At 45.6% G+C, this 16,536-nt stretch carries 13 protein-coding genes; all 13 read left to right on the top strand.

Going from position 1 to position 16,536, the window contains the following annotated elements:
- A partial coding sequence (locus tag BW947_RS18035) for an elongation factor Tu (protein ID WP_482938005.1) occupies positions 1–321 on the top strand: 321 nt, incomplete at its 5' end.
- A 267-nt stretch (positions 322–588) separates the two neighbouring features.
- The gene (gene secE / locus BW947_RS18030; protein ID WP_076502236.1) at positions 589–960 is read left to right on the top strand and encodes a preprotein translocase subunit SecE; all 372 of its coding nucleotides are present in this window, start codon (positions 589–591) and stop codon (positions 958–960) included.
- A 9-nt stretch (positions 961–969) separates the two neighbouring features.
- Entirely contained in the window at positions 970–1,524 is a 555-nt protein-coding gene (gene nusG, locus BW947_RS18025) for a transcription termination/antitermination protein NusG (RefSeq protein WP_076502234.1), read from the top strand.
- 126 nt (positions 1,525–1,650) lie between these two features.
- The gene (rplK, locus tag BW947_RS18020) at positions 1,651–2,079 is read left to right on the top strand and encodes a 50S ribosomal protein L11 (RefSeq protein WP_076502231.1); all 429 of its coding nucleotides are present in this window, start codon (positions 1,651–1,653) and stop codon (positions 2,077–2,079) included.
- A gap of 4 nt (positions 2,080–2,083) precedes the next feature.
- A complete protein-coding gene (gene rplA, locus BW947_RS18015) occupies positions 2,084–2,785 on the top strand; it encodes a 50S ribosomal protein L1 (protein ID WP_076502229.1) in 702 nt (233 codons plus the stop codon).
- Between the two features lie 268 nt (positions 2,786–3,053).
- Positions 3,054–3,554 (top strand): 50S ribosomal protein L10, encoded by a 501-nt coding sequence (gene rplJ, locus BW947_RS18010; RefSeq protein ID WP_076502227.1) that lies wholly within the window; start codon positions 3,054–3,056, stop codon positions 3,552–3,554.
- Positions 3,555–3,608: 54 nt separating this feature from the next.
- Positions 3,609–3,974 (top strand): 50S ribosomal protein L7/L12, encoded by a 366-nt coding sequence (gene rplL / locus BW947_RS18005; RefSeq protein ID WP_076502225.1) that lies wholly within the window; start codon positions 3,609–3,611, stop codon positions 3,972–3,974.
- Positions 3,975–4,216: 242 nt separating this feature from the next.
- Entirely contained in the window at positions 4,217–8,248 is a 4,032-nt protein-coding gene (gene rpoB, locus BW947_RS18000; RefSeq protein ID WP_076502223.1) for a DNA-directed RNA polymerase subunit beta, read from the top strand.
- Between the two features lie 82 nt (positions 8,249–8,330).
- Positions 8,331–12,548, top strand: coding sequence for a DNA-directed RNA polymerase subunit beta' (gene rpoC, locus BW947_RS17995; RefSeq protein WP_076502221.1), 4,218 nt, complete (start codon positions 8,331–8,333; stop codon positions 12,546–12,548).
- Between the two features lie 179 nt (positions 12,549–12,727).
- Entirely contained in the window at positions 12,728–13,102 is a 375-nt protein-coding gene (rpsL, locus tag BW947_RS17990; protein ID WP_006083605.1) for a 30S ribosomal protein S12, read from the top strand.
- 81 nt (positions 13,103–13,183) lie between these two features.
- Positions 13,184–13,654: a 30S ribosomal protein S7 gene (rpsG, locus tag BW947_RS17985; RefSeq protein ID WP_076502219.1), complete on the top strand. Its 471-nt coding sequence runs from the start codon at positions 13,184–13,186 to the stop codon at positions 13,652–13,654.
- A gap of 78 nt (positions 13,655–13,732) precedes the next feature.
- Complete coding sequence (gene fusA / locus BW947_RS17980; RefSeq protein WP_076502217.1) at positions 13,733–15,829, top strand: elongation factor G; 2,097 nt, start codon at positions 13,733–13,735, stop codon at positions 15,827–15,829.
- Positions 15,830–15,898: 69 nt separating this feature from the next.
- Positions 15,899–16,536, top strand: a 638-nt coding sequence (locus BW947_RS17975) for a GTP-binding protein (RefSeq protein WP_143562275.1), incomplete at its 3' end; no start/stop codon positions are given.

Below are 16,536 nucleotides of genomic sequence, written 5' to 3'. Positions count from 1 at the left end.
CGTGGTCAAGTGTTGGCTAAACCAGGTTCAATCAACCCACACACAACTTTTGAATCAGAAATCTATGTTCTGTCAAAAGAAGAAGGCGGACGTCACACTCCATTCTTCAAAGGTTACCGTCCACAGTTCTACTTCCGTACAACGGACGTGACAGGTACTATCGAATTGCCAGAAGGCGTAGAGATGGTAATGCCTGGTGACAACATCAAGATGAAAGTGACCTTGATTTGTCCAATCGCGATGGACGAAGGTTTACGCTTCGCAATTCGTGAAGGTGGCCGTACAGTTGGTGCTGGTGTAGTAGCGAAAATTTTTGCTTAATAGCAAAGTTTAGCGACACACTAAAAAAGGAAGCTAAGGCTTCCTTTTTTATTTAAGTGGATTATTTCATAGGTTTTGTGGTTTGCGCGGGATTGGCAACCTTGCTTACGAAGTCGAATAAGAATACAATCTATGGCCGATTTTTTACCCTGAGTTTATGCTATTTTGCGTTTCTAAGGGTGTTCGGAAATGCAGAGTATGATGCGGGAATAGTGCCCTAAATTTATATGCTCTAAGCTCAGGCCGTATTGAGTAACGGAAAAACCGATGACAACAAATACTGAAAACCAGAACAACTCTCTGGATATCGTGAAGTGGGGTTTAGTAATTATATTGCTAGCCGCTGCTGTTATTGGCAATCAAATGTATAGCGAAGCCAGTGCCGTGATACGTGCGCTTAGTGTTATCGTTGCATTCGCTATTGCTGGTTTTATTGCGCTTCAGACTGTAAAGGGTAAAAAAGCGTTAGCTTTTGCTCGCGAATCGCATATCGAAGTGCGTAAGGTTGTTTGGCCAACGCGTCAAGAAGCGCTAAACACTACGTTTATTGTCCTTGCTGCAACAGGTATCTTAGCTCTTATCCTTTGGGGTATGGATGCTGTGTTAATGCGAATTGTCAATCTTATTACTGGCGTATAGGCACCTCGAATGACTGAAGAAGCTAAAGAAGCTAAAAAAAGATGGTATGTCGTGCAAGCATTCTCTGGCTATGAAGGCCGAGTTTGTAAGTCACTGATTGAATACATTAAAATGCACGGCATGGAAGACTACTTCGGTGAGATTTTAGTCCCGACTGAAGAAGTTATTGAAATGCGTGCAGGTCAGCGTCGCAAGAGCGAACGTAAGTTTTTCCCTGGCTATGTATTAGTGCAGATGGAAATGAACGATGACAGCTGGCATTTGGTCAAAAGCATCCCGCGTGTTTTAGGCTTTATTGGCGGAACGTCTGATCGTCCTGCGCCAATTTCAGATAAAGAAGCTGATGCAATTTTGCGTCGCTTACAAGAGACGACTGCGTCACCGACTCATAGAACGATTTTTGAGCCAGGTGAACTTGTACGTGTGTGTGATGGTCCATTTGCTGACTTTAACGGTACTGTTGAAGAAGTCGATTATGACAAGAGCCGCGTAAAAGTATCAGTAATGATCTTTGGTCGTTCTACGCCTGTTGAACTTGATTTCAGTCAAGTTGAAAAAGGCTGATTAAATAAACCACAAAATCCGTTTGGCAACGGCGGCGAAATTCTATATAATTCGCGCCGTTGTTTTCGGGGGAGCCTGTCAGCATGTCGCTGATGCGCGTTTGAACCCAAACTGAGGAAATGTCAGATGGCAAAGAAGATTGATGCTTATATTAAGCTGCAAGTAAAATCCGGTTCTGCGAACCCATCACCACCAGTTGGTCCAGCTTTGGGTCAAAAAGGTGTGAACATCATGGAATTCTGTAAAGCGTTTAACGCCCGTACAGATAAAATGGAAAAAGGCATGCCTATTCCAGTCGTGATCACTGTTTACAGTGACCGTTCATTCACTTTTGAAACTAAGACCTCTCCAGCGGCTTATTTGTTAAAGACTGCTGCAGGCCTGAAATCAGGTTCTCCACGTCCTAACACTCAGAAAGTGGGTACTATCGCTCGCGCTAAAGTTCAAGAAATTGCTGAACTTAAAGCTGCCGATATGACTGGTGCTGACATTGAAGCGATGACTCGCTCAATTGAAGGTACTGCGCGTTCAATGGGTTTGGTTGTAGAGGATTAATATAATGGCAAAACTAACTAAACGCATGCGCGTAATCCGCGAGAAAACTGACGTTACTAAAAACTACGACATTAACGAAGCTATCGCTTTATTAAAAGAATTAGCGACAGCTAAATTCGTTGAAAGTGTAGACGTAGCGGTTAACTTGGGCATCGACCCACGTAAATCTGACCAAAACGTTCGTGGTGCAACAGTGTTGCCACACGGAACAGGTCGTGACGTTCGCGTTGCAGTATTTACACAAGGTGCGAATGCTGAAGCGGCTAAAGCTGCTGGCGCTGAGCTCGTTGGTATGGAAGATCTGGCTGAGCAAATCAAAGCTGGTGAAATGAACTTTGACGTGGTTATCGCATCTCCAGATGCAATGCGCGTTGTTGGTATGTTAGGTCAAATCTTAGGCCCACGTGGTTTAATGCCTAACCCTAAAACAGGTACAGTAACGCCAAACGTTGCTGAAGCTGTTAAGAATGCCAAAGCGGGTCAAGTTCGTTACCGTAACGACAAGAACGGTATTATCCACACTACTATCGGTAAAGTGGATTTCACACCAGTTCAGTTGAAAGAAAACTTAGAAGCATTAGTGTCAGCACTGAAAAAGGCTAAGCCTGCAGTCGCTAAAGGCATCTACGTGAAAAAAGTAAGCATCTCTACCACTATGGGTGCAGGTGTTTCGGTTGATCAAGCGACGCTTGAAACAATCAACTAATTTTACAAAGTGTTCGTGTTAGTCTATAATGCGCGCACTTTGTGGGTTGAAGCCTGTTTTAGACTCCGTTTCGATGGTGTTTAACTCGGGTTTCCGTCCAAGACCGCAGGTGTTTTTTGTAAAAATAACTTAATTTCCTGCGTAGACGGTGTCAGGCCCCAGCTAAATTTTTTTACTGGATCATCTGCACCGTAAGTCACTAAATACATGAGTATTTAGTATGGTAAATACTAGGGAATACCCTAGGTAGAATCCAGGAGTAAAGCCAATGGCATTAAGACTCGAAGACAAAAAAGCGATTGTTGCTGAAGTCAACGAAGCTGCCAAAGGTGCGCTATCTGCAGTTGCCGCTGATTCTCGCGGTGTAACTGTAGGTGCTATGACCGGTCTGCGTAAAAAAGCGCGCGAAGCTGGTGTTTATGTACGTGTAGTACGTAATACATTAGTTCGTCGTGCTGTTGAAGGTACTGCTTTTGAGTGCCTAGCAGAGACGTTCACTGGCCCAACTTTGATTGCTTTTTCTTTAGAGCACCCAGGTGCTGCAGCACGTCTGTTAAAAGACTTTGCTAAAGAACAAGCTAACTTCGAAGTTAAAGGCGCAGCCTTTGAAGGGAATTTCATCCCTGCAGCTGAAATTGATCGTTTGGCGAAACTGCCAACATACGACGAAGCACTAGCTCAGTTAATGATGACTATGAAAGAAGCATCTGCTGGCAAGTTCGTTCGTACACTGGCCGCCCTGCGCGATCAAAAACAAGAAGCCGCTTAATTTTAAGCTGGCAACTTATTGAAATTGAATTCAGAACAATAGGAAACATTTGTTATGTCTATCACTAAAGACCAAATTTTAGAAGCCTTTGCAGCTATGTCTGTAATGGAAGTTGTTGAACTAATCGAAGCAATGGAAGAGAAGTTCGGCGTTTCTGCCGCTGCTGCTGTTGTTTCTGGTGGCGCTGAAGCTGCTGCTGTTGAAGAACAAACAGAATTCAACGTAATTCTGACTGCTCACGGCGAAAACAAAGTTGCAGTAATTAAAGCCATCCGTGGCGCAACTGGTTTAGGCCTGAAAGAAGCTAAAGCTATGTCAGAAGCTTCTCCAGTAGCAGTAAAAGAAGGCGTTTCTAAAGAAGAAGCTGAAGCGCTGAAGAAAGAACTTACTGAAGCTGGTGCTTCTGTAGAAATTAAGTAAGCTATTATTTAGCTTGCTCACCCAAGCCACTTGGGTGAAGGCTGGCGGTTTTTTAACCGTCGGCCTTTTTTGCGCTATATGCGTTGGCGATTTTTTTTCACCGTTTGTCGCCATATATTGCAGTCCCTAGCAGAGATTACTGGTTAGGTTCTTGCCATCAACGGTGATGGGCAAACGTGCTGAATTCAATAACTTAAGTTATTCATTCAGTCTTGGTCACATCTCGTAAGCAGAGGAAACCCATGGTTTACTCCTATTCTGAAAAGAAGCGTATTCGCAAAGACTTTGGTAAGCGTCCAAAAGTTTTGGATATCCCTTATTTATTGTCTATCCAGCTAGACTCTTTTAAGAAGTTCACCGATCAAGATCCTACCGGTGAGCGCGGTTTAGAAGCCGCCTTCCGTAGCGTTTTTCCCATCAAGAGCTTTTCTGGTAATTCAGAACTGCAATACGTCAGCTATAAGCTTGGCGAGCCTGTTTTTGATGTGAAAGAGTGTCAGATCCGCGGTGTTACGTACTCAGCACCACTACGCGTTAAATTACGCATGGTGTTGTATGACCGTGAAGCAGCGGCGGGCACAGTAAAAGATATTAAAGAACAAGAAGTCTACATGGGTGATATCCCATTGATGACGGATAACGGTACTTTTGTTATCAATGGTACTGAGCGTGTAATCGTATCTCAATTACACCGCAGCCCAGGCGTGTTCTTTGATCATGACCGTGGTAAAACCCACTCATCAGGTAAGGTGCTGTATAACGCACGTATTATTCCTTACCGTGGTTCATGGCTTGACTTTGAATTCGATCCTAAAGATGCACTATTTGTACGTATTGACCGTCGCCGCAAACTGCCTGCGACCATCATGTTACGTGCATTAGAATATTCTACTCAAGAGATCCTCGATCTGTTCTTTGAACGCGTAGAGTTCAAGATTAAGAAAGAAACTCTGGTTATGGCTTTGGTACCGGATCGTCTGCGTGGCGAAACTGCCAGCTATGACATCAAGGATGCTGAAGGTTCTATTCTGGTTGAAGCGGGTCGTCGTATTACTGCGCGCCACATTCGTCAGTTAGAAAAAACCAATACCACTGAACTCGAAGTACCAGTTGAATATATCGTGGGCAAATATGCTGCTCAAGATTATATCGATCCGGACACGGGTGAAGTCTTAGTATCAGCTAATAGTGAAATCAGCCTAGAAGATCTGGCTAAATTATCATTGGCCGGTATTAAAGATATCAGCACGTTATTTATTAACGAGCTAGATCATGGTGCTTATATTTCAGATACGCTGCGTATCGATTCAACCACTAACCGCTTAGAAGCGTTGGTTGAGATCTATCGCATGATGCGTCCTGGCGAGCCACCAACCAAAGATGCTGCCGAAGCACTATTCCAGAACTTGTTCTTCAGTGAAGAACGTTATGACTTATCTAAAGTAGGTCGTATGAAGTTCAACCGTCGTCTCAGCATTGCTGATGATGAAGGTAGTGGCGTATTGTCTAAAGAAGATATCGTTGCGGTAATGAAGAACATTATTCATATCCGTAATGGCTTCGACGAAGTCGATGATATCGATCACTTAGGTAACCGTCGTATTCGTAGCGTCGGTGAAATGGCTGAAAACCAGTTCCGTGTAGGTTTAGTCCGTGTTGAGCGCGCCGTGCGTGAACGTCTATCTTTAGGCGATCTGAACGAGCTGATGCCACAAGATTTAATCAACGCTAAGCCAATTTCTGCTGCAGTGAAAGAGTTCTTCGGTTCTTCTCAGCTGTCACAATTTATGGATCAAAACAACCCGCTATCAGAAGTAACGCATAAGCGTCGTATTTCTGCACTTGGCCCTGGTGGTTTGACCCGTGAACGTGCAGGCTTTGAAGTACGAGACGTACACGCAACTCACTATGGTCGTTTATGTCCAATTGAGACCCCTGAAGGTCCAAACATTGGTCTAATCAACTCATTAGCTAGTTTTGCCCGTACTAACTCTTACGGCTTCCTTGAAACGCCATACCGCAAGGTTGTCGACAGCGTGATTACTGACGAAGTGGAATACTTGTCAGCAATCGAAGAAGGTCGTTATGTGATTGCACAGGCGAACATTGAAGTTGATGCTAACGGCCGTATGGTTGAAGAGCAGATTGCTTGTCGTCATAAGGGTGAATCAACCTTTATGCGTGCGGCTGACATCCAGTATATGGACGTTTCGCCACAGCAGATTATTTCTGTTGCAGCTTCACTGATCCCGTTCTTAGAACACGACGATGCTAACCGTGCATTGATGGGTGCAAACATGCAACGTCAAGCCGTACCAACACTGCGTTCTGAAAAGCCGCTAGTAGGTACAGGTATTGAGCGTACTCTTGCTGTTGACTCAGGTGTTGTGGTTGTAGCTAAGCGTGGTGGTTTTGTTGACTACGTCGATGCAAGCCGTATCGTTGTTAAAGTAAATGAAGATGAGCTGCGCGCAGGCGAAGCGGGTATCGACATTTATAACCTGACTAAATACACCCGTTCTAACCAAAACACCTGTATTAACCAACGCCCTTGTTGTGCTGTTGGCGAGCCAGTGGTTCGTGGTGACGTGTTAGCAGACGGTCCGTCTACTGACTTAGGTGACTTAGCCCTTGGCCAGAACATGCGTATCGCGTTCATGCCATGGAACGGTTATAACTTCGAAGACTCGATCTTAATTTCTGAGCGCGTAGCGCAAGAAGACCGTTTCACCACTATCCACATTCAGGAGCTATCTTGTATTGCTCGTGATACTAAGTTGGGTAGCGAAGAAATCACTGCTGATATTCCAAACGTAGGTGAATCTGCCCTGTCGAAACTCGACGAGTCAGGTATTGTTTACATTGGTGCAGAAGTGAAGGGTGGCGACATTCTGGTAGGTAAAGTGACGCCAAAAGGCGAAACCCAGCTGACTCCAGAAGAGAAGCTACTCCGTGCTATCTTCGGTGAAAAAGCGTCTGACGTTAAAGACAGCTCATTGCGTGTACCTAACTCTGTTAAGGGCACTATCATCGACGTACAGGTATTTACCCGTGACGGCGTTGAGAAAGACAAGCGTGCAGTTGAAATTGAAGAGATGCACATTGCCCAAGCGCGTAAAGACTTAGGCGAAGAGTTCAAGATCCTTGAAGAAGGTGTATTGAGCCGTGCGCGTAACTTGTTAACCGGTGCTGGTTTTACCGATGCGCAAATCGCAGCATTGCCACGTAAAGATGTTTTGATTCAAGTCATTGACGATGAAGCTAAACAAACTGAACTTGAGCAATTAGCCGAGCAGCATGACGAACTGAAAGCTGACTTCGATAAGAAGTTTGAAATCAAACGCCGTAAGATCACTCAAGGTGATGATTTGGCGCCAGGCGTACTCAAGATTGTTAAGGTTTACTTAGCGGTTAAGCGTACTATCCAACCTGGTGACAAGATGGCGGGTCGTCACGGTAACAAGGGTGTTATCTCTAAGATTTGTCCAATCGAAGATATGCCATATGACGAACAAGGTAACCCAGTAGACATCGTATTGAACCCACTAGGTGTTCCATCACGTATGAACATTGGTCAGGTACTTGAAGTCCATATGGGCGCCGCTGCCAAAGGCATTGGTAACAAGATCACCGCGATGCTCGAAGAACAGCGTGAGCTGGCTGAAGTGCGTGGTTACATCAAGCAAGTTTATGAATTAGGTGACGAAGTGCAACAGCGCGTCGATATCGATTCATTCACTGATGATGAAGTATTACGTCTTGCGACTAATCTGAAAGGCGGTATCCCGATTGCAACTCCTGCATTCGATGGTGCTAAAGAAAAAGAGATCAAGCAGATGCTTGAACTTGCAGGTTTGCCAACCTCTGGTCAGTTGAAGTTGTTTGATGGTCGTACCGGTAACGAATTTGAGCGTCAAGTAACCGTGGGTTACATGTACATGCTCAAACTGAACCACTTAGTTGATGACAAGATGCACGCCCGTTCTACTGGTTCGTACAGCTTAGTGACTCAACAACCATTGGGCGGTAAAGCTCAATTCGGTGGTCAGCGTTTCGGTGAGATGGAAGTGTGGGCACTAGAAGCATACGGTGCTGCTTATACGCTTCAAGAAATGCTCACTGTTAAATCGGATGACGTTAACGGTCGTACTCAGATGTATAAAAACATCGTCGACGGTAATTATCAGATGCAACCTGGCATGCCAGAGTCCTTCAACGTGTTACTGAAGGAGATCCGTTCACTCGGTATTAATATCGAGTTGGATCAGGCATAAACGCAGGCTTTAGCCGCGTTTAGCAACAGAATGGTGCTCCGTGCATACGGAGCACCCGGTTTAACTCCTTCAGGAGAGAAACGTGAAAGACTTATTAAAGTTTCTGAAACAGCAAAGCAAGACTGAAGAATTTAACGGCATCAAAATTGGTCTGGCATCGCCTGATCTGATCCGTTCTTGGTCTTTTGGTGAAGTTAAGAAGCCAGAAACCATCAACTACCGTACCTTCAAGCCTGAGCGTGAAGGTCTGTTCTGTGCGCGTATTTTTGGCCCAGTCAAAGATTACGAATGTTTGTGCGGTAAGTACAAACGTTTGAAGCACCGTGGTGTTATTTGTGAAAAATGTGGCGTTGAAGTAACCCAGACTAAAGTACGTCGTGAGCGTATGGGTCACATCGAACTGGCTAGCCCAGTTGCGCACATTTGGTTCTTAAAATCACTGCCGTCACGTATTGGCTTAATGCTGGATATGACGCTGCGTGATATCGAACGCGTACTGTATTTTGAATCATTTGTCGTGATCGAGCCTGGCATGACCAGCCTTGAACGTGGCCAAATGCTGACAGAAGAAACGTATCTTGATGCGTTAGAAGAATACGGTGATGAGTTCGAAGCTAAAATGGGTGCTGAAGCAGTTCTTGAACTGTTACGAGCTATCGATTTGGCGAAAGAAATCGAACAAATGCGTGAAGAATTACCTTCAATCAACTCTGAGACTCGTCGCAAGAAAGTGACTAAACGTCTTAAGTTAATGGAAGCATTCTACACATCAGGCAACAAGCCTGAGTGGATGATCTTAAAAGTACTGCCTGTGTTACCACCTGACTTACGTCCGTTGGTACCGCTTGATGGCGGCCGCTTCGCGACATCAGATCTTAACGATCTGTATCGCCGCGTGATCAACCGTAACAACCGTTTGAAGCGTCTGTTAGATTTAGCTGCGCCAGACATTATCGTACGCAACGAAAAGCGTATGTTACAAGAGTCTGTTGATGCGCTATTAGATAACGGTCGTCGTGGTCGTGCTATTACCGGTTCTAACAAGCGTCCTCTGAAATCTTTGGCCGATATGATCAAAGGTAAGCAAGGTCGCTTCCGTCAGAACTTATTGGGTAAGCGCGTCGACTATTCTGGTCGTTCGGTTATTACCGTAGGTCCTACTCTACGTCTGCATCAATGTGGTCTTCCTAAGAAGATGGCATTAGAACTGTTCAAGCCATTCATCTATGGCAAGCTAGAAGGTCGTGGCTTAGCTACTACTATCAAAGCGGCTAAGAAGATGGTTGAGCGTGAAGTGGCGGAAGTATGGGACGTTCTGGATGAAGTGATCCGCGAACATCCAGTGATGCTCAACCGTGCGCCAACATTGCACAGACTGGGTATCCAAGCGTTCGAGCCAGTACTGATCGAAGGTAAAGCAATCCAGTTACACCCACTCGTTTGTGCGGCATACAACGCCGACTTCGACGGTGACCAAATGGCGGTACACGTACCGTTAACACTGGAAGCGCAGCTTGAAGCTCGTGCACTGATGATGTCTACCAACAACATCCTGTCACCTGCAAACGGCGAGCCTGTTATCACTCCGTCTCAAGACGTAGTTTTAGGTCTGTACTACACCAGCCGTGAGCGTATTAACGGTCGTGGTGAAGGTATGGCATTTATGTCTGTTGCTGAAGTTGAAAAAGCTTACGCAACTGGCGCTGCTGAACTGCATGCCCGCGTTAAAGTACGTATCACTGAAACCATTATTGGTGACACTGGTGAACGTACAGAACAACGCCGTATCGTTGATACGACTGTGGGTCGTGCTCTGCTGTCACTTATTTTGCCAGCAGGTTTGTCATTTGATCTGGTTAACCAGAACATGGGCAAAAAGCAGATCTCTAAACTGTTGAACACGTGTTATCGTCAGCTGGGTCTGAAAGATACTGTTATCTTCGCTGACCAATTGATGTATACCGGTTTCCGTTTTGCAACCATCTCTGGTGCCTCTGTAGGTATCGATGACATGGTTATTCCTGACGAGAAATACACCTTAGTTGCGGATGCAGAAGCGGAAGTTCTTGAAATTCAAGAGCAGTTCCAATCTGGTCTGGTAACCGCAGGTGAGCGTTACAACAAAGTTATCGATATCTGGGCAAGCGCCAACGAAAAAGTTTCTAAAGCGATGATGGAAAACCTGTCAACTGAGACAGTGATTAACCGTGATGGCGTTGAAGAGAAACAAGCCTCGTTTAACAGCATCTATATGATGGCTGACTCAGGTGCTCGTGGTAGTGCCGCACAGATCCGTCAGTTGGCTGGTATGCGTGGTCTGATGGCTAAGCCAGATGGCTCAATCATCGAAACGCCAATTACCGCTAACTTCCGTGAAGGTCTAAACGTACTGCAGTACTTTATTTCTACTCACGGTGCGCGTAAAGGTCTAGCCGATACGGCATTGAAGACAGCGAACTCGGGTTACCTGACTCGTCGTCTTGTTGACGTTGCGCAAGATTTAGTGGTTATCGAAGACGATTGTGGTACTTACGAAGGTCTAACCATGAAACCGCTGATTGAAGGTGGTGATGTGGTTGAACCGTTACGTGAGCGCGTACTGGGTCGTGTGGTTGCAATTGATGTGTTCTATCCAGGCACTGAAGATGTGCTAGCTCCGCGTAACACACTCCTCGACGAAGCTTGGTGTGACAAGTTAGAAGAGCATTCAATCGACGAAGTGATTGTACGTTCTGTTATCTCTTGTGATACCGATTTCGGTGTTTGTGCAGCTTGTTACGGTCGTGACTTGGCTCGTGGTCATATTATTAACCACGGTGAAGCAATCGGTGTTGTGGCAGCACAATCTATCGGTGAACCGGGTACACAGTTAACGATGCGTACATTCCACATTGGTGGTGCGGCGTCTCGAGCTTCTGCAGAAAACAATGTCCAAGTGAAAAACTCGGGTTCATTGAAACTGCATAATGCTAAGCATGTAACTAACAGTGACGGCAAACTGGTTATCGTTTCTCGTTCTTCAGAGCTCGCCATCATCGATGAGCTTGGCCGTGAGAAAGAGCGTTATAAAGTGCCATACGGTACTGTGCTTGAGAAGTTAGAAGAAGCTGCTGTTGAAGCTGGCGATGTTATCGCTAACTGGGATCCACATACTCACCCAATCATTTCTGAAGTGGCGGGTAGTATCAAGTTCGAACACATGATTGACGGTGTCACTATGACCCGCCAAACAGACGAACTAACGGGTCTGTCATCCATCGTGATCCTTGACGTTGGTCAGCGTGGTACTGCGGGTAAAGAAATGCGCCCAATGATCCGCCTGCTTGGCGCTAATGGTAACGATTTGATGATCCCAGGTACTGAAGTGCCAGCACAGTACTTCTTACCAGGTAGTGCGATTGTTAACTTGGAAGATAACGCACAAATCAACGTGGGTGACGCTTTAGCTCGTATTCCTCAGGAATCGTCTAAAACACGCGACATCACCGGTGGTCTGCCACGCGTTGCTGACTTATTCGAAGCACGTAAGCCAAAAGAGCCTGCTATTCTTGCGGAAATCTCAGGTACCATCTCGTTTGGTAAAGAGACCAAAGGTAAGCGTCGCTTGGTGATTACACCTGCTGATGGCGGTGAACATTACGAAGAGATGATCCCTAAATGGCGTAACTTAAACGTGTTCGAAGGTGAAAAAGTCGAACGTGGTGAAGTTATCGCTGACGGTCCAGAAGCGGCACATGACATTCTGCGTCTTCGTGGTATCCACAATGTTGCAAACTACATTGTGAACGAAGTACAGGACGTCTACCGTCTGCAAGGCGTGAAGATCAACGATAAGCATATCGAAGTGATCATCCGTCAAATGCTGCGTAAGTGTCTGATCACTTCTGCTGGTGATGCTGATTTCCTCGAAGGGGAACAAGCTGAAGTATCACGTGTGAAGATCGCTAACCGCGAACTGATCGCCCAAGGTAAAGTACCTGCAACGTTTGAGCGTGAACTACTGGGTATTACTAAAGCATCTCTGGCAACAGAATCCTTTATCTCAGCAGCATCGTTCCAAGAGACAACGCGCGTACTGACCGAAGCCGCCGTAGGTGGTAAGAGCGATCAATTACGTGGTCTGAAAGAAAACGTTATCGTTGGCCGACTGATCCCAGCCGGTACAGGTTACGCTTATCACAAGACTCGTAATGAAGCGCGTGCGAAGAAAAACGAACCTGTAGTAGTGAATAAAATCACTGCAAGTGAAGCCGAACAGAACTTGGCCGATCTCTTAAACCTGGCTGGTAGCCAAGATTAAGTAATCAGTTTGTTATAAAAAGGCGCCCTAGGCGCCTTTTTTCTTGGAATATGCCGCAAAAGTTGGCTATTTCTTGACAGTTAGGCATTACCTTTCTAAAATTCCGCGTCCCACCATTGTGGGATATAGATTTTTCACACCTTATCGTTGAGTTTGATTCAACTGACTCGGAGCTATACATGGCAACTGTAAACCAGTTGGTACGTAAGCCACGCGCGCCAAAAGTCGACAAGACTAACGTGCCTGCGTTGAATGCGTGCCCGCAAAAACGTGGTGTTTGTACACGTGTGTACACAACTACCCCTAAAAAACCTAACTCTGCACTACGTAAAGTAGCTCGTGTGCGTCTTACTAACGGTTTCGAAGTTACTTCGTACATCGGCGGTGAAGGCCACAACCTGCAGGAACATAGCGTGATCTTAATCCGTGGTGGTCGTGTTAAAGACTTACCAGGTGTGCGTTATCACACTATTCGTGGCGCATTAGACTGTGCAGGTGTGACTTCACGCCGCCAAAGCCGTTCTAAATACGGTGCTAAGCGTCCTAAGTCTTAACTTATCCGTTAAGTAAGGCCAAGCTAGTTTTATTTTGAGAATTCCAGTTTTGGAAGTCCCTGAAGCATACGGAGAATTGTTATGCCAAGACGTCGCGTTGTAGGACAACGTAAAATCCTACCAGATCCAAAGTTTCACAGTGAGTTGTTGGCTAAGTTCATCAACGTCATTATGCAGGACGGCAAAAAGTCGACTGCAGAAAAAATTATCTACAAGGCATTAGATGTTGTTGCTGAAAAGAAAAGCGAAGCACATCTGACAATCCTTGAAGCAGCCCTGGACAACGTTCGCCCATCAGTCGAAGTTAAATCTCGTCGCGTTGGTGGTTCTACGTACCAGGTACCATGTGAAGTTCGTCCAGTGCGTCGTAATGCACTGGCGATGCGCTGGTTGGTTGAAGCTGCTCGTAAGCGTGGTGAAAAATCTATGGCTTTACGTCTGGCAGGTGAAATGCTGGATGCGTCTGAAAACAAAGGTACTGCTGTTAAGAAGCGTGAAGACGTGCATCGCATGGCTGAAGCTAACAAGGCCTTTGCTCATTACCGTTGGTAATATGATGGTGTGGGCTTAGGCCCACACCATAGTTGTTGATATTGCCAAGACTTCGGTCTTGGTGGAGAGGGTATAATCGTGGCTCGTACAACCCCAATTGAGCGTTATCGTAATATCGGTATTTGTGCTCATGTTGATGCAGGTAAAACTACCACAACAGAACGTGTTCTGTTCTATACCGGTTTATCTCATAAAATCGGTGAGGTGCATGACGGCGCTGCTACCACAGACTGGATGGTTCAAGAGCAAGAGCGTGGTATTACTATCACCTCAGCTGCGGTAACTACTTTCTGGCGTGGTATGGATGCTCAATTCACTGAACACCGTATCAATATCATCGATACCCCTGGTCACGTTGACTTTACTATTGAAGTTGAACGATCTCTGCGTGTTCTTGATGGTGCCGTTGTCGTTTTCTGTGGTTCTTCTGGTGTTGAACCTCAGTCCGAAACAGTATGGCGTCAAGCTGATAAATATCGCGTTCCACGCATAGTATTTGTCAATAAAATGGACCGTGCAGGTGCAGACTTTGAACGTGTAGTGAAGCAAATCGGGACTCGCCTAGGAGCCACTTGTGTACCTATTCAATTGAATATTGGTGCAGAAGAGCACTTCAAGGGGGTTATTGACTTAATTAAGATGAAAGCGATTAACTGGGACGAAGCGGACCAGGGAATGACTTTCACTTATGAGGCAATCCCAGCAGACTTAGCGGCTAAAGCGGCTGAAATGCATGAGTATCTGGTTGAAGTAGCAGTCGAATCTTCGGATGAACTGATGAATAAGTACCTTGAAGAAGGCACGTTGTCAGAAGACGAGATTAAAAAGGCACTACGTCAGCGGACTATAAATAATGAAATCGTTTTAGCGACCTGTGGTTCTGCATTTAAGAACAAAGGCGTTCAAGCGGTACTTGATGCGGTGATTGAATTTTTGCCAGCGCCAGTCGATGTGCCTCCAATTAAGGGTATCGATGAAAATGAGCAAGAAGTAGAGCGCCCATCAGATGACAATGCACCTTTTGCTGCATTGGCATTTAAGATAGCTACGGACCCATTCGTAGGAACTTTAACCTTTATTCGTGTGTATTCAGGCGTACTCGAATCAGGTTCAGGCGTTTACAACTCTGTGAAACAGAAACGTGAGCGAGTAGGTCGCATGGTGCAAATGCATGCTAACGATCGAACTGAGCTGAAAGAAGTCCGTGCTGGTGATATCGCTGCGGCTATTGGTTTAAAAGAAGTGACTACGGGTGATACACTTTGTGATAACGATCATAGAGTGATCTTGGAACGCATGGAGTTCCCAGAGCCAGTAATTACCATTGCCGTTGAACCTAAGTCAAAAGCCGACCAAGATAAAATGGGTATTGCGTTGCAAAAACTTGCAGCTGAAGATCCATCATTCCGAGTTGAAACTGACGAAGAGTCATCACAGATTCTGATTTCGGGTATGGGTGAGTTACACTTAGACATTATCGTTGACCGTATGCGTCGCGAATTTGGTGTTGAATGTAACGTTGGTAAGCCACAAGTGGCCTACCGTGAAACTATCCGAGCTACAGTCGAAGCTGAAGGTAAATTTATACGCCAATCAGGTGGTCGTGGACAATTCGGCCATGTTTGGTTAAAACTAGAGTCTAATGAAGAAGGCGCTGGTTACGAATTTGTCAATGCTGTTGTGGGTGGAGCGATTCCTCGTGAATACATTCCCGCGGTTGATAAAGGTATCCAAGAACAGATGAAGAATGGCGTTCTCGCTGGCTTCCCTGTGTTGGACGTGAAGGTCACTCTGTTCGACGGTTCATATCATGATGTGGACTCGAATGAGATGGCGTTCAAAATTGCAGGTTCTATGGGCTTCAAAAAGGGTGCGCTTGAAGCAAATCCTGCGTTGCTCGAGCCTTGCATGAAAGTAGAAGTAACTACCCCTGAAAATTATATGGGTGATGTCGTCGGTGATTTAAACCGTCGTCGTGGCTTAATTGAAGGGATGGATGATGGCTTTGGTGGCATTAAAATAGTCCATGCTGTAGTTCCTCTCGCTGAAATGTTTGGTTATGCAACTGATTTGCGATCTGCGACTCAGGGGCGCGCTTCATACTCTATGGAGTTTTTGAAGTACTCTGATGCACCGCAAAACATTGCGAAAGCGATTATTGAATCTCGTAGCTAATTCAGTTACGACATAAATGTTATTATGGTCCAGCACTGACTGGACTATTCTGAAAGAAAGGAATATATCGTGGCAAAAGCTAAATTTGAACGTATTAAGCCTCACGTAAACGTGGGCACCATTGGTCACGTTGACCATGGTAAAACCACTCTAACTGCAGCTATTTCAGCAGTTCTGGCTAAGACTTATGGTGGCGAAGTGAAAAACTTTGCTCAAATCGATAACGCTCCAGAAGAGCGTGAGCGCGGTATTACTATTAATACTTCTCACATCGAATATGACACACCAGCACGTCACTACGCACACGTAGACTGCCCAGGTCACGCCGACTATGTTAAAAACATGATCACTGGTGCTGCACAGATGGACGGCGCTATTTTGGTTGTGGCTTCAACAGACGGCCCAATGCCACAGACACGTGAGCACATCCTGCTTTCTCGTCAAGTTGGCGTACCATACATCATTGTGTTCATGAACAAGTGTGACATGGTTGATGACGAAGAATTACTGGAATTAGTAGAGATGGAAGTGCGTGAACTTCTGTCAGAATACGATTTCCCAGGTGATGATTTACCTGTTATTCAAGGTTCAGCTCTGAAGGCCCTAGAAGGTCAGCCAGAGTGGGAAGCAAAAATTCTTGAGCTGGCAGCAGCACTAGATTCTTACATTCCAGAACCACAACGTGATATCGATAAGCCGTTCCTACT

The sequence above is a fragment of the Shewanella morhuae genome, from assembly GCF_900156405.1.
In the GTDB taxonomy this organism is placed as follows: domain Bacteria; phylum Pseudomonadota; class Gammaproteobacteria; order Enterobacterales; family Shewanellaceae; genus Shewanella; species Shewanella morhuae.
The sequence above is the reverse complement of the archived record's forward strand: the minus strand, read 5'-3'. Positions and strand labels throughout refer to the sequence as shown.